23 protein-coding genes and 1 pseudogene are annotated in these 24,459 nt (G+C 70.1%); 19 read left to right on the plus strand and 5 right to left on the minus strand.

Annotated features, from left to right (window positions below; all coding sequences use genetic code 11):
- The first annotated feature begins 130 nt into the window (after positions 1-130).
- From ACIBTS_RS41500 to ACIBTS_RS41530, 7 genes and pseudogenes are all read left to right on the plus strand, one after another.
- Positions 131-736, plus strand: coding sequence for a PadR family transcriptional regulator (locus ACIBTS_RS41500; protein ID WP_319670934.1), 606 nt, complete (start codon positions 131-133; stop codon positions 734-736).
- A 191-nt stretch (positions 737-927) separates the two neighbouring features.
- The gene (locus ACIBTS_RS41505) at positions 928-1,908 is read left to right on the plus strand and encodes an ATP-binding cassette domain-containing protein (protein WP_319347520.1); all 981 of its coding nucleotides are present in this window, start codon (positions 928-930) and stop codon (positions 1,906-1,908) included.
- The gene (locus ACIBTS_RS41510) at positions 1,905-2,759 is read left to right on the plus strand and encodes an ABC transporter permease (RefSeq protein ID WP_399326044.1); all 855 of its coding nucleotides are present in this window, start codon (positions 1,905-1,907) and stop codon (positions 2,757-2,759) included. Before ACIBTS_RS41505 ends, ACIBTS_RS41510 begins: the two co-directional genes overlap by 4 nt.
- A 767-nt stretch (positions 2,760-3,526) precedes the next feature.
- On the plus strand, positions 3,527-4,381 hold the full coding sequence (locus ACIBTS_RS41515; RefSeq protein ID WP_399326046.1) for a hypothetical protein: 855 nt from the start codon (positions 3,527-3,529) through the stop codon (positions 4,379-4,381).
- A 178-nt stretch (positions 4,382-4,559) separates the two neighbouring features.
- On the plus strand, positions 4,560-4,775 hold the full coding sequence (locus ACIBTS_RS41520; protein ID WP_399326048.1) for a hypothetical protein: 216 nt from the start codon (positions 4,560-4,562) through the stop codon (positions 4,773-4,775).
- A gap of 22 nt (positions 4,776-4,797) precedes the next feature.
- Positions 4,798-5,582, plus strand: a pseudogene (istB, locus tag ACIBTS_RS41525) (IS21-like element helper ATPase IstB).
- A 96-nt stretch (positions 5,583-5,678) separates the two neighbouring features.
- Positions 5,679-6,614 (plus strand): phosphotransferase family protein, encoded by a 936-nt coding sequence (locus ACIBTS_RS41530; RefSeq protein ID WP_399326050.1) that lies wholly within the window; start codon positions 5,679-5,681, stop codon positions 6,612-6,614.
- A gap of 259 nt (positions 6,615-6,873) precedes the next feature.
- Here the strand turns inward: ACIBTS_RS41530 and ACIBTS_RS41535 are convergent, their stop codons facing one another.
- Positions 6,874-7,521 (minus strand): TetR/AcrR family transcriptional regulator, encoded by a 648-nt coding sequence (locus ACIBTS_RS41535; RefSeq protein ID WP_399326052.1) that lies wholly within the window; start codon positions 7,519-7,521, stop codon positions 6,874-6,876.
- A gap of 126 nt (positions 7,522-7,647) precedes the next feature.
- Here ACIBTS_RS41535 and ACIBTS_RS41540 point away from each other — a divergent pair, with 126 nt between their 5' ends.
- The 3 genes from ACIBTS_RS41540 to ACIBTS_RS41550 all read left to right on the plus strand — a co-directional run bounded on the left by ACIBTS_RS41540 (position 7,648) and on the right by ACIBTS_RS41550 (position 13,056).
- Positions 7,648-9,084, plus strand: coding sequence for an MFS transporter (locus tag ACIBTS_RS41540; protein WP_399326054.1), 1,437 nt, complete (start codon positions 7,648-7,650; stop codon positions 9,082-9,084).
- A 1,510-nt stretch (positions 9,085-10,594) separates the two neighbouring features.
- Positions 10,595-11,764, plus strand: coding sequence for a PLP-dependent cysteine synthase family protein (locus ACIBTS_RS41545; protein ID WP_399326056.1), 1,170 nt, complete (start codon positions 10,595-10,597; stop codon positions 11,762-11,764).
- Positions 11,761-13,056, plus strand: a complete 1,296-nt coding sequence (locus tag ACIBTS_RS41550; RefSeq protein WP_399326058.1) for an MFS transporter — start codon at positions 11,761-11,763, stop codon at positions 13,054-13,056. The genes ACIBTS_RS41545 and ACIBTS_RS41550 overlap by 4 nt, the downstream gene beginning before the upstream one ends.
- Before the next feature lie 162 nt (positions 13,057-13,218).
- Here ACIBTS_RS41550 and ACIBTS_RS41555 read toward each other — a convergent pair whose 3' ends face one another.
- The 4 genes from ACIBTS_RS41555 to ACIBTS_RS41570 are packed head-to-tail and all read right to left on the minus strand — an operon-like array spanning position 13,219 to position 14,346.
- The gene (locus ACIBTS_RS41555) at positions 13,219-13,560 is read right to left on the minus strand and encodes a hypothetical protein (protein WP_399326060.1); all 342 of its coding nucleotides are present in this window, start codon (positions 13,558-13,560) and stop codon (positions 13,219-13,221) included.
- 5 nt (positions 13,561-13,565) lie between these two features.
- Complete coding sequence (locus ACIBTS_RS41560; RefSeq protein WP_399326062.1) at positions 13,566-13,742, minus strand: hypothetical protein; 177 nt, start codon at positions 13,740-13,742, stop codon at positions 13,566-13,568.
- Between the two features lie 32 nt (positions 13,743-13,774).
- Positions 13,775-14,029: a DUF2933 domain-containing protein gene (locus ACIBTS_RS41565; protein ID WP_319670925.1), complete on the minus strand. Its 255-nt coding sequence runs from the start codon at positions 14,027-14,029 to the stop codon at positions 13,775-13,777.
- 53 nt (positions 14,030-14,082) lie between these two features.
- Positions 14,083-14,346 (minus strand): SHOCT domain-containing protein, encoded by a 264-nt coding sequence (locus tag ACIBTS_RS41570; RefSeq protein WP_399326064.1) that lies wholly within the window; start codon positions 14,344-14,346, stop codon positions 14,083-14,085.
- Between the two features lie 207 nt (positions 14,347-14,553).
- Between ACIBTS_RS41570 and ACIBTS_RS41575 the strand changes: the two genes are divergently transcribed.
- From ACIBTS_RS41575 to ACIBTS_RS41615, 9 genes are all read left to right on the plus strand, one after another.
- Positions 14,554-17,349 (plus strand): heavy metal translocating P-type ATPase, encoded by a 2,796-nt coding sequence (locus ACIBTS_RS41575; protein ID WP_399326067.1) that lies wholly within the window; start codon positions 14,554-14,556, stop codon positions 17,347-17,349.
- Entirely contained in the window at positions 17,346-17,678 is a 333-nt protein-coding gene (locus ACIBTS_RS41580) for a metal-sensitive transcriptional regulator (RefSeq protein ID WP_399326069.1), read from the plus strand. The genes ACIBTS_RS41575 and ACIBTS_RS41580 overlap by 4 nt, the downstream gene beginning before the upstream one ends.
- 905 nt (positions 17,679-18,583) lie before the next feature.
- The gene (locus tag ACIBTS_RS41585; RefSeq protein WP_399326096.1) at positions 18,584-19,543 is read left to right on the plus strand and encodes a cytochrome b N-terminal domain-containing protein; all 960 of its coding nucleotides are present in this window, start codon (positions 18,584-18,586) and stop codon (positions 19,541-19,543) included.
- Positions 19,543-19,842, plus strand: a complete 300-nt coding sequence (locus ACIBTS_RS41590; protein ID WP_399326071.1) for a hypothetical protein — start codon at positions 19,543-19,545, stop codon at positions 19,840-19,842. The genes ACIBTS_RS41585 and ACIBTS_RS41590 overlap by 1 nt, the downstream gene beginning before the upstream one ends.
- Positions 19,843-19,927: 85 nt before the next feature.
- Positions 19,928-20,389 (plus strand): hypothetical protein, encoded by a 462-nt coding sequence (locus tag ACIBTS_RS41595; RefSeq protein ID WP_399326073.1) that lies wholly within the window; start codon positions 19,928-19,930, stop codon positions 20,387-20,389.
- A gap of 86 nt (positions 20,390-20,475) precedes the next feature.
- Positions 20,476-22,098: a multicopper oxidase family protein gene (locus tag ACIBTS_RS41600; protein WP_399326075.1), complete on the plus strand. Its 1,623-nt coding sequence runs from the start codon at positions 20,476-20,478 to the stop codon at positions 22,096-22,098.
- A gap of 310 nt (positions 22,099-22,408) precedes the next feature.
- Complete coding sequence (locus tag ACIBTS_RS41605) at positions 22,409-22,753, plus strand: hypothetical protein (RefSeq protein ID WP_399326078.1); 345 nt, start codon at positions 22,409-22,411, stop codon at positions 22,751-22,753.
- A 154-nt stretch (positions 22,754-22,907) separates the two neighbouring features.
- Complete coding sequence (locus tag ACIBTS_RS41610; protein ID WP_399326080.1) at positions 22,908-23,585, plus strand: hypothetical protein; 678 nt, start codon at positions 22,908-22,910, stop codon at positions 23,583-23,585.
- A gap of 164 nt (positions 23,586-23,749) precedes the next feature.
- Positions 23,750-24,394, plus strand: coding sequence for a class I SAM-dependent methyltransferase (locus ACIBTS_RS41615; protein WP_399326082.1), 645 nt, complete (start codon positions 23,750-23,752; stop codon positions 24,392-24,394).
- Positions 24,395-24,459: the final 65 nt, after the last annotated feature.

Genomic DNA, 24,459 nt, shown 5'->3' on the forward strand with positions numbered 1-24,459 from the left:
GCCGGGGTGTCCCCTGCGTCGGATCAGCCCCGTCCGGGAGCCCTTCGCCGCGCCCCGGGCCGCTCACTATGCTGACGCGCAGGCGGGCGGCAGGCAGGCGGAACGCCGCACCAGACGGAACGGGGTGACGATGTCGGCGACGAGGTTATTGGTCCTCGGGGTGGTACGCGGCTTCGGCAGGACGCACGGCTACCGGGTCCGCGCCGAGCTGCTGTCCTGGGGGATCGACGACTGGGCCAACGTCAAACCCGGTTCGATCTACCACGCCCTGCGGCAGCTGGCGAAGGCCGGCCTCCTGGAAGCCAGCGAGATCGCGGACTGGCCGGGGCGGGTGGACTACAGCCTGACCCCGGAGGGGGACAAGGAGTTCTTCCGGCTGCTCGTCGACGCGCTGGAACGGCCCGAGCACCGTGCCGACATGCTCAGCGCCGGCCTCGCACTGCTGCCCGCGCTCACCCGTGACCGTGCCGTCTCCGTGCTCTCCACGCGGCTTGCCGTCCTGGAGACCCAGCGCGCGGTGCTGCGCGAGTCGTCCGCGGTCGACGCCGAGGCGCTGCCACCGCATCTTCGCGAGCTGTGGACGATGCGGGCACGGTATGCCGACCTCAGCGTGGAATGGACTCGTGACCTCCTGGAACGGGTGACATCCGGGGAGTACGAGATGGCGGGCGAGCACGAGGGCACCTTCGGGATGCCGGGAGCCTGGCGGTCCCTCATCGAGCCGTTGGTGCACTGACGGGCCTTCGCACACCTCACTAATCAAACTTGCATAGTGGGCCGTCCGTGCCCTAGCTTGGATGGGTAATCAAATTTGATTACTGAACCGGGGTGCCGTTCGTTTCCGCCCTCCCGTCCTCGGGGGCTCTCCCGGTGCGTCCGCCATGGCGCACAGCCCCTCGTGGCGCATCAGGACCAAGGAGTCACAGATTGAGTTCGCAATCCACGCTTGCCATCGAGACGTCGGGCCTCGTCAAAGTCTTCGGTGAGACCCGTGCCGTCAACGGCGTCGACCTGGCCATCCCCCAGGGCGTCGTGTACGGCGTGCTGGGACCCAACGGCGCGGGCAAGACGACGACGATCCGGATGCTGTCCACCCTGCTGACCCCCGACGGCGGAACCGCCCGGGTGCTCGGGCACGACGTGGTCAAGGAGGCCGAGGCGGTGCGCAGCCGGGTGAGTCTCACCGGCCAGTTCGCCTCGATCGACGAGGACCTCACCGCCACCGAGAACCTGACCCTGCTCGCCAGGCTGCTGGGCTTCTCCCGCGCACAGGCGGCGGACCGGGCCGAGGAACTGCTCGCGGCCTTCGACCTCACGGATGCCGCCGGACGGCAGTCCAAGACCTTCTCCGGAGGCATGCGCCGCCGGCTCGACATCGCCGCCAGCCTCGTCCTCACCCCCGACCTGCTCTTCCTGGACGAGCCGACCACCGGACTCGACCCGCGCAGCCGCAACCAGGTGTGGGACAGCGTGCGGGCCATGGTGGCCCTGGGCACCACGATCCTGCTCACCACGCAGTATCTGGACGAGGCCGACCAACTGGCCGACCGGATCGCCGTCATCGACCACGGCCGGGTCATCGCCGAGGGCACCACCGGCGAGCTGAAGTCGTCGGTCGGCACCGGAGCCCTGCACGTACGGCTCGTCAACGCCGAACAGCGCCCCGACGCCTCCCAGTTGCTCACCCGGGCCCTCGCCTCGCCGGTCTTCCAGGAGTCCGACCCGTTCTCGCTGTCCGTACGGACCGACGACCACGAGAGGGTGGCCCGAGCCCTGGCCGAGCTGGCCCGCTCCGAGATCGCCGTCTCGGACTTCGCCTTCGGCCGGCCCAGCCTCGACGAGGTCTTCCTCGCCCTGACCGGCCGCCCCGCGGAAGCCGACAACACCGACCAGGAGGACGCGGCATGACCGTCACATCCGAGACGACGGCCACCCCCGGTGTGCCCACCGACGCCCTGCGCAAGGCCCTCACCAGTCAGATCCGCCCCTCCCGCCCCAACCCGCTGACCGCCGTACGGGTCTCGGCCTGGCGGACGATGCGGAAGATGAAGCACTACGGCGTGGCCGTGCTGTTCGACGTCACGCTGATGCCCATCATCTTCCTGCTGACCTTCACCTATCTCTTCGGCGGCGCGTTCGCCGGCTCGACCAAGGAATACCTCCAGTACTTCCTGCCGGGCGTCCTCGTGCAGACCGTCGTGATGCCGACGGTCTACACAGGTACCGCGCTCAACATGGACATCACCCGGGGCATCTACGACCGCTTCCGGACCCTGCCTTTCTGGCAGCCGGCCACCATCGTGGGCAGCCTTCTCGGCGACATCGTCCGCTATGTGCTGGCGATGACCACCACGATGGGTGTCGGCCTGGCGCTGGGCTTCCGCCCCGACGGCGGAGTGGGCGGCGTGCTGGCCGCGATGCTCCTGCTGCTGGTATTCGCGGTGAGCGTCAGCTGGATCTTCGCCGCCCTGGGCGTGGTCGCCAAGGCGCCCGAGACGGTGTCCGGCTCCAGCATGCTGGTGATGTTCCCCCTGGTCTTCACGAGCAACATCTTCGTGGAGCCCGAGACGATGCCCGGCTGGATGGAGGCGATCGTCAAGGTCAACCCGGTCAGCAACGCGGCCACCGCCGTACGCGGACTGGTCCACGGCGATGCGAGCGGCGCCGACATCGGCTGGGTCCTGCTGGCCTGCGCAATCATCACGGTGATCTTCGCCCCGCTGACCATGCACCTCTACCGCGCCAAGAGCCGCACCTGACGGCGCCCCCGAACGAGCCACGGCAGCCGGGGTCGGTCGTCTCCCCCGTCGGCTGACCCCGAGCTGCCGTGGCTCTCCCTCCCCGAATACGGAAGCGGCGCCTCCGAGGCGAAAACCCCTCGGAGACGCCGCTTCCGCGCCCCGGCTCCCTCCTCGGGGCCGGCGACCCGGCGGAAAGCCGATGTTGTGCGCTACGCGAGCTCAGACGGGGAAGCCTGGGCGGCCGGCTTGTCCTCGGAACACCCCGAGACTGCGAGCAGCGCTGCTACGGCGGTGGACGCTATGAGGAACTTACGCGCATTGCCCATGAGTTGCCCTGCCTGCTCCGAGACCGCTTCCCTTACCGGGCGGACCCTCAGTTTGAGCTGAATGAACAGGATCACCGAGAGTCGGTCATCTCGGTCTGCCGGCCTCGACGCAGCGGAGCCAGCTGGAGAGCGAGCGTTGACCTGGGGCTTCGACGCCCGGTCAGGCTGCCGAGAACTCGACCGCGAGACACCTCTGTTGCCCGTTGCCGACCCCTGCATCTGGTACGGCAGTGGCACGAACCTCAGCCGACGACAGTCAGCTACGACGGCGAGAGCGCCGGCCGAATCAGGGACCAGGCCCATTGCTGCCAGAGCAATGAGCGGCCACCCGGGCGGGAATGACGGTCTGTCACATGCCTGTGACATGGGGCCGACGATTCCGGAACGCGTGCCCCAATAACGTTGTTCTCGCTGGTCAGAGAGGCCGGCGCGGCAGAAGCCAAATCGCCAGGAGCCGTCATGCCCACCGCACTCCGTACCGCCCTCGCCGTCGTCGCCCTCGTGGGTACGGCCACCGCTTCTGTCGTCACGGCCACTGCCGCCGGCGCCGCCACTACGGCCGCGTCCTCCACGAGCAGCGCCTGCCTTGCCACCAAGACCATCCCCTCCGCCTTCGGTGGCTGGAAGGTCAAGCTCGTCAACAGCGCCGACAGTGGCGCGTCCGCCAAGCTCCTTGACGAGAAGGGTCACGTCGTCTCGACCGTCGACCAGAGCAGGACCGTCGACTCGGCCCGTGGTCTGCGGATCACCGGAGTGCTCAGCGCCAAGCCCGTCTTCGGGCAGCGCAGCGAGGGCGGGTCCACCCCCTGGAAGTCCACCGCCTTCCCGGTGCTGTCCGCCGACTGCACGCAGAGCGGCAAACTCGTGCGCACCCTGCGTCTCGACTCCCGTACGGTCGCGCAGATTTTCAAGATCTCCGCCAGCCACTACCAGGCCCGCGTCTACCAGAGCGGCAAGCTGGTGCGGTTCATCGACGCGCACGGTCGCGCCGGCGCGGCCCTGTTCGGCAGCCGCACGCTCGTGCTGAACCCCGACGGCACGACCGTCACCTGGACCGGGGCCAAGACCGCCGCGAACCCGCGTCTCGGCCGCTACAAGCTTGCCAACGGCGCCATGGTGAAGCTCGTCAAGCGCGCGGGTGTCTACGGGGCGCAGCTGACCACCAGCCACGGCACGTTCTCCGTCGAATACGCCAAGGGCCGCCCGTCCGTCCAGCAGGACGACGTCACCCTGATCGTCCTGGGCGCCGACGGCACCCTCAGCGGCTACGTCTACGGCAAGGCCCAGAAGGCCCCGGTCTACCTGGGCGCCTGAGGCACCAGCGGCCCCTGACTTGTCTTTCTGGGCAGGTCAGGGGCCGTTTCCGTTGGCGAGTTCCTTGGCGGGACCTTCAGAAGTCATCCCGCAGGATCTGGCGCGTATGGCACGGCCCTTCGCCTCGAAGCTCCCCTGGCAAAGCTGGGAGCCCCGGAGCGTCTGAGCGGACGCGGTCGTGCTGGAGGCCCGCAAGGCCGCCGAGGCCGACGAAGCACCGGCCACCACGGCAGATCCGGAGCCGGACCGGGCGAGTGTGACGTTCCTGACCGAACGGCGGCTGGCCCACCTGCCGCCCGACACCCAGCCGCTGCCGTCGGTCGCGGCCTACGACCAACTGCTGCGACCGCGGCAGCGGCCGGACCGATCCCCCGCCGAGGGAGAAACGCCATGACGACGTTCAACGCCACCGCGGACTGACCGAACAGGCCGCCGACGCTGCCGTCGACCAGGCATGCCGCATGCTGCGGCTGTCCACCATCCGAGCTCAGTTCCCCGAGCCGGCCGAGACCGCCGCCCGTGACCAGATGTCGTATCGCGGCTTCCTCGCCGAGCTGCTGATGGCCGAGTGCGACGACCGGGCCCGCCGCCGTTCGGAACGACGGATCAAGGCCGCCGCCTTCCCTCGCGAGAAATCACTGCGGGCCTTCGATGTCGAGGCGAACCCGAACGTCGATCCGGCGGTCATCCACACCCTGGCGACCTGGGAGTGGGTCAAGAAGGGCCTGCCGCTCTGCCTGATCGGCGACTCCGGCACCGGCAAGTCGCACCTGCTGATCGCGCTGGGCGCCGAAGCCGCGATGGCCGGCTACCGGGTCCGCTACACGCTCGCCACCAAACTCGTCAACGAACTGGTCGAGGCCGCGGACGAGAAGGTGCTGACCAAGACCATCGCCCGCTACGGCCGAGTCGATCTTTTGTGCATCGATGAGCTGAGCTACATGGAACTCGACCGCAGGGGCGCCGAGCTGCTGTTCCAGGTGCTGACCGAACGCGAGGAGAAGAACAGCGTCGCCATCGCCTCGAACGAGAGTTTCAGCGGCTGGACCAAGACCTTTACCGATCCCCGGCTCTGCGCGGCCATCGTCGACCGGCTCACCTTCGGCGGCAACTGATCCAGACCGGCACCGAATCCTACCGCCTCGTCCTCACCCAGGCCCGAGCCGCCGCCCAAGACGCTGGTGGATACCCTGCACGCTGAGCCGTTCCAGCGGCCGGAGACTGCGGCAGGCTTGCCCTCCAGAACAACCGAAATGGGCAAGAACGCGCGAGGCAGACCATGTCAACATGCTTGATCATGGAGGACTACGAGACAAGTCACGCGACACTGGCCGCCATCGCCGCCCGGCACGGGACCACCGCCGCACAGGTACGGCCCATCCTCTCAGGGGCTGCCAATCGCGCCTTCTTTCTCGGGGACGACCTGGTACTGCGTATTCCGCGAACCAAGCGATTTCTCCCCGACCTGGTCAAGGAAGCCGCAGTCATCCCCGCCGCACGACGCGCTGGCGTGCGCACTCCGGATGTCGTCACGTTCGATGACACATGCTCCTCGGTGGACGTGCCCTACATGGTTCTCGTCCGAGCGCCGGGAGTCGATCTCGCGCAGCTCGAACTGCCCGCCGCCGAGACGGAACGTGTCTTTCATCAGGCGGGACGGGAGGTGGCCAAGCTCCACCGGCTGTCTCTGACCACGGCAATGAACCTCTCCGCCGTTCCTGCGGACGACGACGCCGAAGATCCGCGGGCGATGGTGGGCCGTCTTCTGGCCGACGGCTGGATCGACTCCGAGGCTGCTCACTGGCTTACCGACTGGTTCGACCGGCTCTCGGCCCATCTCCCCCCTGACTCGCACCGGGTTCTGGTGCACGGGGACATCGCTCCACAGAACCTGCTCGTCTCCTCGAAGGCGGCAGATCTCACTGGCATCGTGGACTGGGGAGATGCTCAGTGGGCAGACCCGGCCACCGAGTTCGCCAAGATTCCCTTGGCCAGCGTCCCGGCCATGCTCGATGGATACCGGCAGGAGGCTGAAGAAGGATCCCCAGCGGACACCCAGTCCTGGGAAGCCCGCGTGCTCTGGTTCCACCTCACCTGGGCCCTCGCCCGCGTGATGGATCCCCTCCCGCAGCCCGGCGAACGCCACTGGACCGCTCCTCCAGCCAGTCGACTCCTGGGTCTCCTTCGCTTCTTCGCCTCAGCCCCGCCAGCCCCCTGGGCCGATCTGACCTGATCCAGCGGTGTCAACTCTCATCGACATTTGGCGGCCAGTTGATCGACAAGTGCTGCCGAAAGTCGTCAACAAACGGTGTCCGCTGCCACCTACAAAGCCACCGGTGGCAGGCGGCCGACATCGTGATCACCGTCTCCGGAGCTGTGCGGCGCCTTCTTGACATGCTCGGCCGCGGAGTCGTGGTCGCTCTCGGGCAGTGGAAGGTGCGCTGCTCCCGGTAGGGGCGAAGCAGTCTGCGTGAGGGAAGGTCGCGTATCCGTTACGTGGGCCGTGGGCTGTAGTGGCTCAGGAACATGTCGACGCCGCTGGTGATGAGACGGTCGGTGAGGTCGTCGTCGATGTGTGTGCCGTAGGAGCCGAAGACCATATGGGGGAAGACCAGGAGCGCGTAGAGCTGGATGATGGCCGCCTCCAGGTCGGGGATCACCAGTCGGCCCTGGTCCGCCAGGATGCGCAGTGCCTTCGCGACCGCGGGATGGTGCCCCTCGGGTCCGTGCTGCCGCCAGGCCCGGCCCAGCTCGGGAAAGCGCTGCGCCTCGGCGGCCACGAGGTTGCGCAGCGCCGCCACCTCGCGATTGGTGCGCACTGAGTGCACCCAGCTGCGCCCGGCGTCGATGAGGGCCGTGCGGAGGTCCTCGGCCTCCGCCAGCCGTTCGAGCGCGGCCGACGCATTTCCCGTGAGGGGTTCGTCGAGGGCGCCCGTGATGACCGCGGTGAAGAGGGCTTCCTTGCTGCCGAAGTGGTTGTAGACGGTCACCTTCGACACCCCGGCCCCGGCGGCGATGGCGTCCATGCCGACGCCGAAGCCCTCCCGCAGGAACAGCTCGCGGGCGGCCCGCACGATGGCCTGCCGCTTGAGCTCCGCACGGGGGCCGGCTGGGGGGTGCTTGGCACTTTCCCTGCTCATGGCCAGGACTCTAACACTCGCCTGAACTGAACAGTTGAGTTCATATAAACTGAACAGTACAGTTCAAGTGCTTCTCGCACTCATCCCGGCGCGCGCCCGCGCGCCACCTCGCCTCAAGGACCTGCCATGACCCATTCCACTGCCGGTACTCCGCACGCACCGGACCACACCGCCCCGTCGCCTCCCGACCCGCGCCGCTGGGCCGCCCTGGCGCTGATCTGCCTGGCCCAGTTCATGCTGATCCTGGACGTCACCGTGGTGAACGTCGCCCTGCCCGACATGGCCGCCGACCTGGACCTCGACCGTGAGACGCTGACCTGGGTCGTCACCGCGTACACCCTCTGCTTCGGCGGTCTGATGCTGCTCGGAGGCCGCCTCGCCGACGCCCTCGGCGCGCGCCGCACCCTGCTCGCCGGACTCGCCCTCTTCACTGCCGCATCCATGGTCACCGGACTGGCTGAAAACGCCCCGGTCCTGCTCGGCGGACGCATCGCCCAGGGCGTCGGCGCCGCCCTGCTGTCCCCGTCCGCGCTGTCGATCGTCACCACGACCTTCCACGGCGCGGAGCGCAACAAGGCCCTCGGTGTGTGGGCGGCGATCGGCGGGTCCGGTGCCGCGGCCGGTGTCCTGGTCGGCGGGGCGCTCACCGAAGGGCCGGGCTGGCAGTGGGTCTTCTACGTCAATGTGCCCGTCGGCCTCCTGGTCCTGGCCGCCCTCCCCGCCTTTGTGGCGGCCCGGGCGCCGCAGCCCGCCCGACTCGACCTGCCCGGCGCGCTGCTGGTCACCGGGGGCACGGGCGCGCTGATCTACGGGCTGGTGGAGGCGGGGGATTCGGGGTGGGCGGATCCCGCCACGCTGGTGCCGCTGGCCGGCGCAGTGGTGGCCTACGTCCTGTTCGCGGTCGCCGAACGGGCCGGCCAGGCCCCGCTGATGGACCTGCGGATGTTCACCCGGCGGCCCGTCCTCGCCGGGGCGTTCCTGATGCTGATGGCCACGGCCCTGCTGATCGCCTTCTTCTTCCTCGGGTCCGTCTACCTCCAGCACCTGCGAGGCTTCAGTCCGCTGAAGACCGGCCTGATCTTCCTGCCCGTGGCTGTCGCCACCGGCATCGGCGCGCACCTGGGGTCCCGCCTCGTCGGCCGGATCGGCAGCCGCGCCACGGCCGTCGCCGGCATGGTGATCGCGGCTGTCGGAACGGTGCCCCTCACTCGGCTGTCGGGTACCGGCAGCGTGTACGGGAGTCTTCTGCCGGGCTTCGTGATCGCCTCCCTGGGTGTCGGCGCGGTCTTCGTCACCGCTACGACCACCGCGCTCGCCATGGTCGAGCACCGAGAGGCGGGGCTGGCCTCCGGAGTCGTCAACACCTTTCACGAGGTGGGCGGTTCGATCGGCGTGGCGGTCGTCTCCACCGTTGCGGCATCCGGCTTCGAGCGCGGCGCGGTGGGCGGCTTCAACGACGCGTTCACCGTGTGCGCAGTGGCGGCCGCTGTCAGTGCCGCGGTGGCCGTGGGGCTCGTACCGCGCGGCAAGCCGCAGTTGACCGGCGGACCGCACGTGCACTGAGCCGACGCTCGCCACCTGGTGGGCCGGCGGTGCGTCGGCCGTCGAGGTGCGTGAGGGCCGCCGGATCGCCGTACCGGCGGCCGTGCCTTGTGGGGAGTGGCCGCGCTGGTCAGCCGAGGGCCTGGATGAGGTCGTTGCACGCCTGTTCGCAGGAGCGGCAGGCAGATGGCCATGAGGTGTGCGGGCACGATCACCACAGCAATCAGGCCATTTGCTGGCTCGTTGACTCGGTGTTTCTTGGGAGTTGGTCGATCACCGCTGAGGAGCCGTTAGGATCACGGCATGGTTACGGCTTGGTCGCCCCGGCGCACACCCTGGACCGGCATGGTGTCAGGGTCGTTGCTGCGCGTGCTGGCCTTGGCCGTGCTGCTCTTCGGCGTCGTGATCACGCACTGCGTGCACGCCGAGAGTGTCAAGGGTCACCTGATGACCAGCGCGACTTCCCCGGGGGCGCTGCCGGACGCGGAGGCACTCAAAGGCGCGGAGGAGCAGTCCCCGCACCGGATGGCGGCAGCGGATGACCGCCACGACGGTCACGGGCCGTCACATCCGGGCCAGCAGTGTGCATCTGATCAGCCGCCGCACGGTTCGACCTTGGTATCACCCTGCTTTGCAGCATCCGTTCGCGAATCCGCCACCCCAGGCCATGCACGTGCAGAGCGAGGCAAGCCCGGATTCGGTTTCTCTGGTGGCTCGTCATTCGCGGCCCTGAGAACATCCGTGGTGCAGCAGGTCTAGAGAGCCAGGATTCCTCCATCCGGCCTTCCGGTTTTCACCGGTTCGCCTGACCCGCGCGGCGAGATCCGGATTCTGTCCACACCATGGGGATCCAGGTCGCATTCACTTCACGCCGTCCTGCCCCCACCCATGCATGCATGCTGCCCTCCCGGCACGGCCGGGAAGGTGACAGCCGCACGGAGGACCTGTGCCGTCATATTTACGGATGCCGTTGTACGCACGGCGTACCTCGGCCGGCCCACCATGGCCGCGCCGGCTCGGCTCCCTGATCCGGGGCGTCCTGCTGGTGGCGATCGTCCTGTGCGCCGTCGTACACGGGCACGGAACGGACGAGGAGCCGCACGTAAACGAGCCCGCCGCCGTCGCGGCATCGGAGGCGACGCCGGGCGCGGCACACCAGCACGGGCCGCGAACTCCACATCCGCAGCACGGTGCTGAGCAGTGCGTGCATGAAGCGGTCGTCCGTACGGCGGCCGAGGCGCCGGAGCAGCCATCGCCGGGCGCGGACGTCCCGACGTCACTTGTCGCGGGGGCCGTGGCCCTCGGACACCCCTTGGCTCTTCGTGGGACGCGCAGACGGCGCCGACCAGGCAACGGCCGGACGCAACTCACCCGTACGGCCCGGTTGCGCATCTAGATCTCTCGCCCGCAGCCGCATCGCAGGCTGCCGCGCGCCGGACGGTACCGAGCACGGATCTGCGATCCGTGCCGGTCGCCGTGGTGCGCGCGTGATGAATCCCGCCCTGTGTATTCATCGAGCGAGAGCGAAAACATGCAGTCACTGACGTCTGTGCAGAAGACCGCCTCCCCCTCTGGCCAGTCCGCGCTGACGCAACTGGTGGGGAACACGCCCCTGCTGCGGGTCTCGGAGCCGCTGGCCCCGGCCGGACGCGGCTTCTGGGCCAAACTCGAGGGCTTCAACCCCGGCGGCATCAAGGACCGTCCGGGGCTCCACATGGTCGAGCGGGCCCGGGCCCGCGGCGACCTGCGGCCCGGCGGACGGATCATCGAGTCCACCAGCGGCACCCTGGGCCTGGGACTGGCGCTGGCCGGCATGGTGTACGGCCATCCGGTCACCCTGGTCACCGACCCGGGGCTGGAGCTGTCCATGACCCGGCTGCTGACCGCGTACGGAGCCCAGGTCAACGTCGTCTCCGAGCCCCACCCGGCGGGCGGCTGGCAGCAGGCCCGCCGTGAGCGCGTGCAGCGGCTGCTGGAGCGGCACCCGGAGTCCTGGTGCCCGGACCAGTACAACAACCCCGACAACGTCGCCGCCTACACCCCACTGGCCCTCGAACTCGCCTCCGAAATGGGCCACATCGACGTCCTGGTGTGCAGCGTCGGCACCGGCGGCCACTCCGCCGGCGTCTCCCGGGTGCTGCGCCAGCTGTACCCGGACCTGACGGTCGTCGGCGTGGACACCACGGGTTCGACGATCTTCGGCCAGCCCGCCCGGCCCCGCCTGATGCGCGGACTCGGCTCCAGCATCTACCCCCGCAACGTCGCCTACGAGAACTTCTCCGAGGTGCACTGGGTGGCCCCGCACGAGGCGGTGTGGACCTGCCGTCAGCTCGCCTCCTCGCACTATGCCACCGGAGGATGGAGCGTGGGGGCGGTCGCCCTGGTGGCCGGCTGGCTGGCCCGGACGATGCCCGCCGACGCCCGCATCGTGGCGATCTTCCCCGACGGCCCGCAGCGCTACCTGGGGACGGTGTACGACGACGACTACTGCGCCGCCCACGGCCTGCTGGACTCTCCTCCGGCTGCGGAGCCGGAAGCGATCGGCCGCCTGGACGAGAAGGAGGTCTCCCGCTGGACACGGTGCACCACCGTGGTCGATCCCCTCACGCTCCAGGACCCGTCGCAGGAGGTCGCCGAGGGACTCGGGGACCCCGGGGACATCACGAGCACCGAGTCCGACGCGGGGGAGGAGGACCGGTGAAGGGGCTGTACACGCAGGTGCGCTCGTACGAGGGCAGCGTCCAGTTGTTGATGGTGAATCAGTTCACCATCAACCTCGGCTTCTACATGCTGATGCCCTATCTGGCCGCCCACCTCTCCGGCACCCTGGGACTGGCCGGCTGGATCGTCGGGCTCGTCCTGGGCGTGCGCAACTTCAGCCAGCAGGGCATGTTCCTGATCGGCGGCACGCTCGCCGACCGGCTCGGCTACAAGCCGATGATCGTGGCCGGGTGCGTCCTGCGCACCGTCGGTTTCGCCACGCTCGGCCTGGTGGACTCGCTGCCGGCCCTGCTTGCGGCCTCGGCGGCCACCGGACTGGCCGGCGCACTGTTCAACCCGGCCGTACGCGCCTATCTCGCCGCGGACGCGGGGGAGCGCCGGGTGGAGGCGTTCGCGCTGTTCAACGTCTTCTACCAGGCCGGGATCCTGCTCGGCCCGCTGGTGGGGATGGTGCTGACCGGGGTGGACTTCCGTGTCACCTGCCTGGTGGCGGCCGGAATCTTCGCACTGCTGTCCGTTGTGCAGATCCGGGCCCTACCGGCCCGGCGCAAGGACGCGGGGGAGGAACGCGGCGGCGACCGTGAGAGTGTGTTCGCCCAGTGGCGGGGCATCCTGGCCAACCGGCCGTTCCTGCTCTTCTCCGCAGCCATGATCGGTTCGTACGTCCTGACCTTCCAGGTCTATCTGGCGCTGCCCCTGGAAGTGCGACGGCTCGGCGGCGACGGTGAGTTCGGCACGGCCGCGGTGGCGGTGCTCTTCGCGGTCTCCGGACTTAGCGCCATCCTCGGCCAGACACGGGTGACCGCCTGGTGCAAGGCCCGCTACGAGCCCGGCCAGGCACTCGTGCGGGGCCTGGTACTGATGGGTCTGGCGTTCGTGCCCCTGCTGCTCGCCACCGCGGTGCCGGTTGCGGACGCCGGACTCGGGCGGTGGCTGCTCGCCGCGGTGCCCCCGACGCTCGCCGCACTGCTGCTGGCCATCGGCACGATGATCGCCTACCCGTTCGAGATGGACACCATCGTCCGCCTCTCCGGCGACCGGCTCGTCGCCACCCACTACGGGCTCTACAACACCATCTGCGGCATCGGCATCACCCTCGGCAACCTCCTCACCGGCGCCGCACTCGACGCGGCCCGCGCCGCCGGAATGCCCGCACTGCCGTGGATCTCCCTGACCGTGCTCGGCCTCGCCTGCGCGGCCGCCCTGTACGGCCTGCACCGCAGCGGCCGCCTGAAGGCTCCCTCCCCCGAGCCGCAGCCCGCCACGGTCTGACCCACCGGCCCTCAGGTCCACGGGCGGGCGGGCACCGAACGGTGCTCGCCCGCTGAGCCGTGCCTTGATGACACGCGGCCCGCACGCAGCGACCGGCGGTGCCGGCCGGGTCGGTTCGCGGCGCGAGCCGGCAGACGGTTGACCGCCGCCGGCTACCGGCCGTCATGCCCGTCGCTCGGAGCGCAGCTGGAATCCGCAGGGACAGCAGGTGGCGGGCACGACAGCGGTGGCAGGGGGCGCCGACGCTCTCCAGCTCGGATATGGAGGCACTTGTTCCGATTGGCTGAGCGGAGTGGTCGCGGCGGCGACGGTGGTGGTGCCCCACAGGCCCCAGGCCGTGGCTGGCGCGTCGTCGACCAGGAGCGCAGGCAGGGCGAGCACACCGGCGATCGGCAGAGCCAGGGCGACACCCGGGGAGGAAACGCGTCGGCGGTGCACCTGCGCGGCGCAGACCGAGACGGTCACGAGGCCGACGGCGATCAGGGTCCAGGTCAGCGCCGTCATCGCGCTCACCTCCGTGTGGCGGGCTGTTTTGGTCCGCGGACGTCGCCGGGGGCATGGCCGTGCGGGGGTGTCCGGTGGCGCAGCTGCGGCAAGAACGCCGGTGTCCGTGCCGCGTAGGCGATGTCGTAGACGATGCCCACCAGGATCAGCGCCCCGGCCAGCGAGACGATCACGGCCGCCATGGCACTCACCCCCCCCGCCCGGACCGGGCCGGTCAGGGCCGACCGGGTCCGGCGTGGTGGTCGTGCTTGCGCAGCGGATCCTCGTCCCGGTCGTCGCGGTGCTGATCGTGGCCGCCGTGCATGTCCTGGCCGTGCATGCCGCGCATCATGAAGAACATCATCAGCGGGCAGGCGGCCACGAGGGCGAGCCAGACCATGCTTTGCAGCGACGCGCCGACGATCAGGGCACCGACGACGACGATCGCGGCGGCGAGGGCGTACATGCCGTAGTTGCGCTTGTCGTTCATCACGGGCCTCCTTCAGCGGAGGGCATAGATGCCGCAGCCAGGTCGGCCGACTTTCAGGTTTTGGTGAAAGGGCCGCCGTGCAGCGTGCTCAGGCGGCGCCGGTACTCCTCTTCGTCGATCTCCCCGCGGGCGAACCGCTCATCGAGGATCTGCTGCGGTGTGGGTGCGGCGGGGGTGTGGGTGTGTTCGTGGGGCTGGTTGGCGGCGCGGAAGACCAGCACGAGGGCTGTGATGATCAGCGCCCAGAACGCGACCATGCCGACCGACATCCCGAACCAGCCCCACCCGTTCATGCCGTGGCCGTACCAGAACATCATCGCCACTCACCTGCTTCGGATTGTGGGTGACCGGGCGCTGGATGGGCTCCCGGGGACTTTTTGCCTTCTTCCACTCCATCGTCCCTCTGCCTGGTGGGGCGGTCTGGGGCCGGACGGTCCAGGACCAGTGGGGCCGTTCAGCCCCTACCCGGCAGGGGTAGACGGGCGCAGGCTGGAGAGCGACCCGCCAAGGGAGGCGAGAAGCCCATGGGTGCCGTCGATGTCGTTGTGGTCCTGGCCTCGGCCCTGCTGGTCGGCGCGCTGGGCTGGTACTTCTTCGGACCGCGCAGGGCCGGCACCGCCCGGGTCGAGGGCGGGGTGCAGCGGGTGGAGGTCACGGTGCGGGGCGGCTACAGCCCCGACCTGATCAAGGTTCGCCAGGGCACGCCGGTGGAGCTGGTCTTCGACCGGCAGGAGGCCGGCGAGTGCACCTCCCGCGTCGTCTTCCCCGATCTCAAGGTCGGTGCCGGGCTGCCCGCCCACACCCGCACCACCGTGCGGCTCAACCCGGACCGGCCGGGCTCCTTCGGCTTCGCCTGCGGCATGAACATGATCCACGGCACGCTGCTGGTCGAACCGGCGGAAGACTCCGCGCCGCCCACCCCCGACGGCGACGGCGCGGTCACCCCACCTGCCGCGGCCGGCGGACCCCCGTCGGCGGGTGAGGAGCGGACGGCGGCAGAGGCGGAGGCGGCGGATGCCGCCGAGCGGCAGGCGGAGATCAAGGACCTCACCCGCCGGGTGCTGACGGGCGCCGTGCTGACCGCCCCGGTGCTGTTCGCCGTGATGGCACACGAGCTGTTCGGCGCGGACTGGGTGCCCGGCTGGATGCTGAACCACTGGCTGCAGCTGGCGCTGATCACGCCGGTGATGTTCTACACCGGATGGCCGATCCACGTGACGGGCTGGCTGACCCTGCGCCACCGCGCCGCCGACATGAACAGCCTGATCACCCTGGGAACGAGTGCCGCCTACGGCTACAGCCTGCTCGTCACCCTCGCCCCCGGCCTGCTGCCGGAAGACGTGCGCGAGGTCTACTTCGAGGCCGTCGGCGTCATCCTCACCCTGATCCTGCTCGGGCGGCTGCTGGAGGCCCGCGCGAAGGCCGGCACCGGCGAGGCGATCCGGGCCCTGCTGGGGCTGCAGGCCCGCACCGCCCGTGTCATACGGGACGGCACCGAAACCGAGATCCCGGTGGAGGACGTGGCTGTCGGGGACGAGATCGTCATCCGGCCCGGAGAGAAGATCCCCGTCGACGCCGAGGTGCTCTCCGGCTCGTCCGCGGTGGACGAGTCGATGGTCACTGGCGAGCCCATGCCGGTCACCAAGCACACCGGGGACATGGTCATCGGCGCGACCGTCAACGGCACCGGCTCCCTGCGGGTGCGCGCGGCCAGGGTCGGCGCGGACACGATGCTCGCCCAGATCATCCGCCTTGTGCAGCAGGCGCAGGCGTCCAAGGCCCCCATCCAGCGGCTCGCCGACGCGGTCTCGGCCTACTTCGTGCCGGCCGTGATCGCCATCGCGATCGGCACCTTCGCCATCTGGTTCACCCTCGGTCCGTCCCCCGCGCTGACCCTGGCCCTCGTCTCCGCGGTCGCCGTGCTGATCATCGCCTGCCCGTGCGCCCTGGGACTGGCGACCCCGCTGTCGGTGATGGTCGGAACCGGCAAGGGCGCCCAGGCCGGCATCTTGATCCGCTCCGCCGAAGCCCTGGAGACCGCGCACAAGCTGGACACCGTGGTGCTGGACAAGACCGGCACCGTCACCGAGGGCAAACCGGTCCTGACCGACGTCCACACAGCCGACGGCATCGACGAGACCGAGCTGCTGCGGCTGGTGGCGGCGGCCGAGGCCGACAGCGAACACCCCCTCGCGCAGGCCATCGTCACCGGCGTCCGCGAGCGCGGCCTGGCGTGGCCGGCCGCGACCGGCTTCGACTCGGTCACCGGCAAGGGCGTCCAGGCCACCGTCGACGGGCACCCGGTCCTGGTCGGCACCGCCCGGCTGCTGGGCGACGTCGGGATCGACACCAGCGCGCTGGCCCCCGTCGCGGCCGACCTCTCGGCCGCGGGCAAGACGCCCGTCCTCGCCGCGGTCGACGGACGGCCCGCCGGAGTGCTCGCCGTGGCGGACACCGTCAAGAGCGACTCCGCAGCCGCCATCGCCGCCCTGCAGCGCCTGGGCGTCGAGGTCGTCATGCTGACGGGGGACAACGCCCGGACCGCCGCCGCCATCGCCGCCCAGGTCGGCATCACCAGGGTGCTGGCCGAGGTGCTGCCCGAGCACAAGGCCGACGAGATCCGCCGCCTGCAGAGCGAGGGCCGCACCGTCGGCATGGTCGGCGACGGCATCAACGACGCCCCCGCCCTGGCCGCCGCCGACGTCGGCCTCGCCATCGGCACCGGCACCGACGTGGCCATCGAGGCCGCCGACATCACCCTGATCTCCGGCTCGCTGAGCGGCGTCGTCACCGCGATCCGGCTGTCGCGAGCCACCATGCGCAACATCCGGCAGAACCTGTTCTTCGCCCTCGTCTACAACGCCGTCGGCCTTCCCCTCGCCGCAGGCGCCCTGTACCCGCTCTGGGGACTGCGTCTGAGCCCGATCATCGCCGCCGCGGCCATGGCGCTCAGCTCCCTGTCGGTCGTCACCAACGCCTCCCGGCTTCGCCGCTGGCACACCCAGCCGCTGCCCGAGGCCCAGTCCGCCCGCGTCCATCCCCGTGTCGAGTCCGCCGCAGACCGAGCCCCGGCCCACGGCACGGCCATCACGGCAGGCCACGGGCACCACCACCCCGCCTCCCACGACGACGACAGCATGGTCACGGACCCGGTGTGCGGGATGCAGGTGGACCAGGCGACCGCCGCCGAACACCGGCAGACCGAGCACGGCGCCTACTACTTCTGCTCCACCCACTGCGCCGCCACGTTCGACGGCGACCCGGACCGTTACGCGGCCCCCACGTCCGGCGGTACGCGCGAAGGGGGTGAACCCCGATGACCACCGCTCCGACCGCCCCGCGCGACGCTCATGGGCAGCACACCCAGGCACCCGGTTACGCCGACCACAAGGACGACCGTCTGGCCCGCCTGCACAAGATCGAAGGCCAGGTCCGCGGCATCTCCCGCATGGTCACCGACGGCCGCTACTGCATCGACGTCCTCACCCAGATCAGCGCCGCCAGTCGTGCCCTGCAGGAAGTCGCCCTCGGCCTCCTCGACGACCACGTGCGCGGCTGCGTCACCGACGCGGCCCGCACCGAACCCTCCCAGGCCGAGCGGAAGTTCGCAGAACTCAGCGACACCCTGCGCCGCGCACTGCGTCTGTAATGGTTGCCGGATCACCCAGAATCACCCTGGGGGCGCGGGACTGCGACAGGTCAATGCGTGGCCGCAGGACGGAATCCTCACCTCCCGTGTCCTCCTGGGCGGTGGAACAGTGGATGGGAAGAAAGGACATCGCGTGAATGCGGGCAGGCGACCGCCCCGCCGGCCCCACGCGAAACCCGTCACCATCTGCCACTCCGACGCAGCTTCATGAAGTCGTCTCAGGCCGGCCCTCCCATAGCTCAGCCGTGCGGGCCGTCGTCCTTGCCCGGTAGCAAGACTGCGGGCACCCCGTCCCATCCACGGGGGTGAACCCACCTGCGGGCTCGGCGGGTCAGTGATCGAGAACCCTCGTGGGCGGTCCCATACTCGGCACGTGCTGGTCAAAGTGGCGTCACCTCCTCGAAGGCCATGTAAGGCAATCGGTCCGCGCGAGAACTCCCGCGGCCCGGGGGTGCTTGCACGAGTCGCCGTCAGGACTCCCGCGGCGTGCGCGGCCGCGGCCCTCGCCCCGCTGCTTCCGCCGGGCGTGGCCCAGGCGGATGAGGGGGAGAGCGACGAGGCGGCGGTGCTGGTCGAGCAGGCCATCGCGCTGATCGCCAACGACGCCGACAAGCACCAGGTGGCCGAGCGCACCGAAGACGCCCTGAAAGCCCCGCACCAGGAGGGCGTCCACCTGAACCTCGTCCGCCAGGCCCTCGACGTGGTCGAGCGTCCCGGCCCCGAAGCAGCATCCCTCCGGGAGGCCCGCGGGCTCCTGCTGCGGTCGCTGGACGGCAAGCTGCCATCGGCCCCGGAAGCCGGGAAGCCCGTCACGGGCACCGAGACCGGGACGAGCGTGGTGCTGGATGAATTCCGCCCGGCACGCGGCATCGCCGACTCGGGCGACGCGATCAAGGCGCTGACCTATCCGGTGCCCGAGCACGCGAACAACCTGGCGGAGCCTGGGCGGCATCACCGCGGTGGCGTTCGTGATCCTCCTGGTCACCGGGATCTACATCACCCAGTTCTACGCACCCATCCCGGAGGACGCGAACCAGTCCGTACGCGACCTGGTGACCGACGTGTGGCTGGGCGGCTTCGCCCGCGGCCTGCACTTCTGGGCGGCGCAGGCGATGTTCGTCCTCGCCCTCCTCCACCTGCTGCGCGTGTTCCTCCACGCCTCCTACAAGAAGCCCCGCGAGGGCAACTGGGTCGTCGGCGCGGCGATGTTCCTGCTGACGTTCCTGGCGGTGTTCACCGGCACGGTCTTGAAGTGGGACCAGGAGGGGTACGAGGCCCTGATCCACAACCTGGACGTGGCCGAACTCCTCGGCGGGGCCGGCATCTGGTTCACCGACGAGCTGACCGACCGGGTGTCCATCCTGCTGCGTCTGTTCAACGCCCACGTGGTGATCGTCCCCGGCCTGATCGTGCTGCTCTTCGTGTGGCACGCCCTGCTGATCAAGCGGCACAGGATCTCCTCGCACCCCGAGATCCCGGTGTCCGCCCTGGAGCCGTCCGAGCCGTTCACCGCCCACCTCAGGCGCGTGGCCGCCTTCGGGCTCATCCTGCTCGGGGTGCTGTCGATGCTGGGCGTGCTGGTGCCGCCCGTGGTCGGGCCGACCCCGGTCGACGGGATCGAGACCACCCGCCCGTTGTGGATGTTCTGGTGGTTCTTCCCGATGGAGGAATGGTTCGGGGTCGCCTCGATCGCTTGGGTCATCGCGGGCGTCTTCGGACTGATCTTCCTCGTGCCGTTCCTGGACCGCGGCCCGAAGCGGAGGTGGCGCGAACGCAAGCTCGCCCTCGTCGCGGCCACCGTGCTGCTGCTGGCACTCGCCGCGATCACCATCGAGGTCTGGATCGCCAACCCGAAGGGGCACTGATGAGCCCCGCCGCCCCAAGACGCGCCCAACGCTGGTTCTGGACCCTGGCCACCCTGGCGGTATGCGCGGCGGGCGCCCTGTCCGAGGGGCTGCGCGCCGCCCCAGGCCCTGGCACCGGCCTGCGCGTCCTGGTCAGCGGCCTGGTCCTGGCCGCATCCGCCGTTCAGGCGGCGCGGATCCTGGCCGCGCTCGCCAGTGGAGGCGGCGGTGGGAATCAACGCGCCGGGAGGGAGGCCGTGCCGCATACCGCAGACGAACACGGGCATCACGGCCATGCCCCGGCGGCCGGCGATCAATGACCCACCTGGAAGGGAAACGGAAATTACCCCCTCGGGGTATATTGACGGCACGCAACCCGCTCACGGCCCTACACGGATGGAAGCCATGACGACAGCCGATCACCGGCCAGATGGCGCTCGCGGCGCCGCTGCTCGGTGGACGCGCGCTGCCGTCATCGCCCTGGTGGCGGCGCTTGCCGTTCTCGTCCACCACGAAACGGCCGCCGCCGTCACCCATGTGCCGTCCGTCCGGGTTTCGGGCACGAGCAGCATGGCGGGCATGCACCACAAGGCCCCACCGGCGATGCCCGTCCACATGAGCGGGCACGCCATGCCGTCCGGTGTCACAGCCCCGGCCGCGGTCCACGACGGCGGGGCGTGCTCCGGCACAGCGATGCAGCACTGCTCTGCTGCCGGCGTCGACAGCATGAAGCTCGTGCCTCCCCACCAGCCCTCCACCGGCTGTGCTCCGGCCATCTCGCCCAGTGCAGCCGCCGGCCGGGACGTCCCGGGTACGACGGGCCGGGCACCACCCGATCTTTCGGTTCTCTCTCGATTCCTGCTGTAGGCCGCGCCCTCGGCTGCCCGCGCTCACGCGCGCGCAGTCGTGCCCTCGCGACCGAACAGAAGCGATATCGAGAAGAGGACTTCCCTGTGAACAGCATGAACCGCCGCTCCGTCCTGCTGGCCGGGCTCGGCGTCGCGGGCGCGGGCGCGCTCGCCGCCTGCAGCGGCTCCAGCAGCACGCCTGCCCTGCTCAGCCCCTCAGGGTCGGCCGTCGCCGCCGCCGACAAGAAGCGCTCCAGGAGCGGCAGGACACACGAACTGACGCTGACCGCAGCACAGGCCAAGATCGACCTGGGCGCCGGGATCACGGCCAGGACATGGGCCTTCAGCGGCCGGACCCCCGGCAAGGAACTGCGCGTCTCGGCCGGTGACACGCTCGCCGCCACGCTGTCCAACCAGCTGCCCAGCCGGACCACCACCTCCCTCCACTGGCACGGCATCGCCCTGCGCAACGACATGGACGGCGTCCCGCCGGCCACCCAGACCGCCGTCCGCGCCGGACGCAACTTCACCTACCGGTTCACCGCGGACGCCCCCGGCACCTACTTCTTCCACCCGCACGTCGGTGTCCAGCTCGACCGGGGCCTGTACGCGCCGTTGATCGTGGAGGACCCGAAGGAGCAACTGTCGTACGACGAGGAGTGGGTGATCGTCCTCGACGACTGGCTCGACGGCGTCACCGGCACCCCGGACGACGTCTTCGCCGAGCTGAGGCAGGGCATGGGCGGGATGGACATGGGCGAAGACTCCGGCGGCTCGTCCAGCTCAGGCCACGACATGGGAGACATGGGCGGCATGGACATGGACATGGGCAGCGGCACGGGCGCGACGAGCAGCTCGCCGTCTGCCTCCTCCGGCTCAGGCATGTCGATGAAGTTCATGCTGACGGGCGCCCGGAGCCCGCTGCTCGGGGGCGACGCCGGCGACGTGAAGTACCCCTACCACCTGATCAACGGCCGTGTTCCGGCCGACCCGGAGGTCTTCCGCACCAAGCCCGGCAAGCGGGTCCGGCTGCGCCTGATCAACGCAGGCGGCGACACCGCGTACCGCGTCGCCCTCGGCGACCACCGGCTCACCCTCACCCACACCGACGGCTTCCCGATCCAGCACCAGCAGGTCGACGCCGTGCTGATCGGCATGGGCGAGCGCTACGACGCCGTCGTCACCCTGGGCGATGGTGTCTTCCCCCTCGTCGCCCTGGCGGAGGGCAAGAACACCACCGGTATGGCGCTGGTCCGCACAGGCTTGGGCAGTGCACCGCAGCCGACGACGCGCCCGAAAGAGCTGGACGGAATGATCATGACCGCGTCGCAGCTGCGCGCGGCCGACGACGTGCGGCTGGCGTCGAAGAAGGCGGATCAGGTCCACCGCATCGAGCTGACCGGCGGCATGATGACGTACAACTGGGCCATCAACGGCAAGCGGTTCGACATGAACAACCCCACCGCGAACCCGATCACGGTCGAGCAAGGCCAGCGGGTACGGCTGGACTTCGTCAACGCCACCACCATGTGGCACCCGATGCACCTGCACGGTCACACCTACCAGCTCGGCAGGAGCGGGCCACGCAAGGACACCACCATCGTGCTGCCGAAGAAGACGGTGTCGGTGTTCTTCGACGCCGACAATCCGGGCCAATGGATGCTGCACTGCCACAACGCGTATCACGGTGAGGCCGGAATGATGGCGCTGGTGGCCTACCAGGGCTGATCCCGGCCAGGCGGTGCCGGGTGCCGGGAGAGGCCATCCTTTCCGGCACCCGACCCCCGGCACCCGACCCCCGGCACCCGACCCCCGGCACCCGACCCCCGGCACCCGGCGCCGACCCCGGTTCCGCGCCGGACGTCGCGCTCTGATCGGCGGCAGCCCTCAGCTCCTCGGCCGTCGGACGAACCGGCAGGTACCGCACTGCCTCGGCGGGGTACGCGGACCAGGTGGCGCCAGAGGGCCGCCCCCGGCCAGCGGCTCGCCGACCGCGCCGCCTTCTGGCTGCGCCTGGCCACCCCCACCGCGATCCCTGATGCGCTCCGACCCGCTCGACATCCCCACCGCCCTGCGCATCGGCCGCGGCGCGCTGCGCAAGATGCGCCAGAATCTCGCCTGGGCCATCGGCTACAACGCCCTCGCCCTGCCCATCGCCGCCGGCGTCTTCGAACCGGTCACCGGACTCGTGCTCCGCCCGGAGATCGCTGCCCTGACCATGTCCGGCTCCAGCATCATCGTCGCGGCCAACGCCCTGGCCCTCAAACGCCTCCACCTGCCCACCACCGAACACGCAGGACCCGAACCTGCAACCCCCACCCCCGCCCGTCTCGCTGCCGACGGGCAAGCCGAACCCGGCCCGCCGACAGACCGTGCAGCCTGACGCGGTCTTGCCGGGCTCCACCGGAACAGAGGACCGGTCGCGGTCACCCGGGACATCGACGGGGAGACGGCCTGCTCGCTTCGATCGGGTCCGGTTCTGGAGCCGGTTGCGAGTCGCGGTGGTAGGAACGAAACGGAACTGCGACGCTGAACACATGAACCAGCACCGGCCCGGGGCCGGGCGACGTTCCTTCGGCGTGGCGGCCGCCACGCTGGCCCTGTACGGCGTCTTCCTTCGGCCGCGGGTGCTGACCTGGGGCGCGACCCGCGAGGAAGCTGCCCGCGACTGCCCCGGCGACGAACTCATCCCTGACGCCGACGGCTCCTCGACCATGGCCACGACCCTGCCGGCGCCGCCCGAAGCGCTCTGGCCCTGGCTGCAGCAGATGGGCTGCAACCGCGGCGGCTGGTACAGCTGGGACCGCCTGGACAACGGCGGACACCCGAGCGCGCGACGCATCGTCCCCGACTGGCAGCACCTGGAGCCGGGTCGGCGCCTGGACTCGCTGCCGAGCGGTGATGCCTGGTTCACCGTCGCGGTCGTCGAACCAGAGCGGACACTGGTGCTGCGCTCACAGACGACCCTCCCGTCCGGGCGCCCCTTCGACGGGCCGGCCGAGCCGCCACCCAGGGCGTACGTCGACTCGATCTGGGGCTTCCACCTCCGGCCGCAGACCGGTGGCAGGACCCGGCTGATCGTCCGCACGCGGGCCCGCAGCCGCCCGCGCCCCCTCACCCGGCCTGTGGACGTGCTGTTCTGGGAACCCGCCCACCTGATCATGCAGACCCGCCAGTTCCACAACCTGCGCACGCGCGTCAGTGCGACGGCATGAAGTCAACGGAGGACGCCATGGCATCGGCCGCGGACCAGCCTCGTGCGGACGCCTGGGCATCGTGGTGAGCGCTGTGGCCGCCGTGCCACGGCCGTCGTGCGGGGAGTGCGTGCCTTTCCGGTGTCCAAGGCGTCGCAGCACACTCGCAGCCACCAAGGAGACACATGTCCGCCACCGGCCGCAAGGAACTGCAGCACCCGCGTTTCGCACGTCAGTATCTGAAGATTGCCGGCGAGGCCGACCGCCGCGGCGGCGCCGCACACCGCGACCGCTTGCTCGCCGGACTGACGGGTCGCGTGCTGGAGGTGGGTGCCGGGCAGGGCCGCAACTTCCCGCACTACCCGGACACCGTGACCGAGGTGGTAGCGCTCGAACCCGACGACACCCTGCGGGCCGTCGCCGAGCAGACGGCAGCCTCTGCACCGGTACGGGTCACGGTCGATGTCGGTGAGGCTGCCGAACTGCCTGGTCAGGAAGGCGAGTTCGACGCCGTCGTCGCCTCGCTCGTACTGTGCTCGGTGGACGAGGTGCCCAAGGTGCTGGCGGAGATGGCCCGTGTGCTGCGGCCCGGCGGCGAGCTGCGCTTCTACGAGCACGTGCGTTCGCCCCGCCGCTGGGCAGGCCGGCTGGAGGACGCGATCACGCCCCTGTGGAGCCGGGCCGCAGGCGGCTGCCACCCCAACCGGGACACCGAAGCCGCCATCCGCGCCGCGGGATTCACCATGACCGACATCGACCGGTTCGGTTTCTCTCCCTCTCCGTTCATGCCGAAGACGCTGCACATCGTGGGCACCGCCGTACGGTCCTGACATGCGCGCCGCAGCCCTGGCCGCCGGACAGTCAGCTGAAAATAGCGACGGTCAAAAGGCCGTGT

This window comes from Streptomyces sp. NPDC050121 (genome assembly GCF_044460385.1).
GTDB classification, from domain to species: domain Bacteria; phylum Actinomycetota; class Actinomycetes; order Streptomycetales; family Streptomycetaceae; genus Streptomyces; species Streptomyces soliscabiei.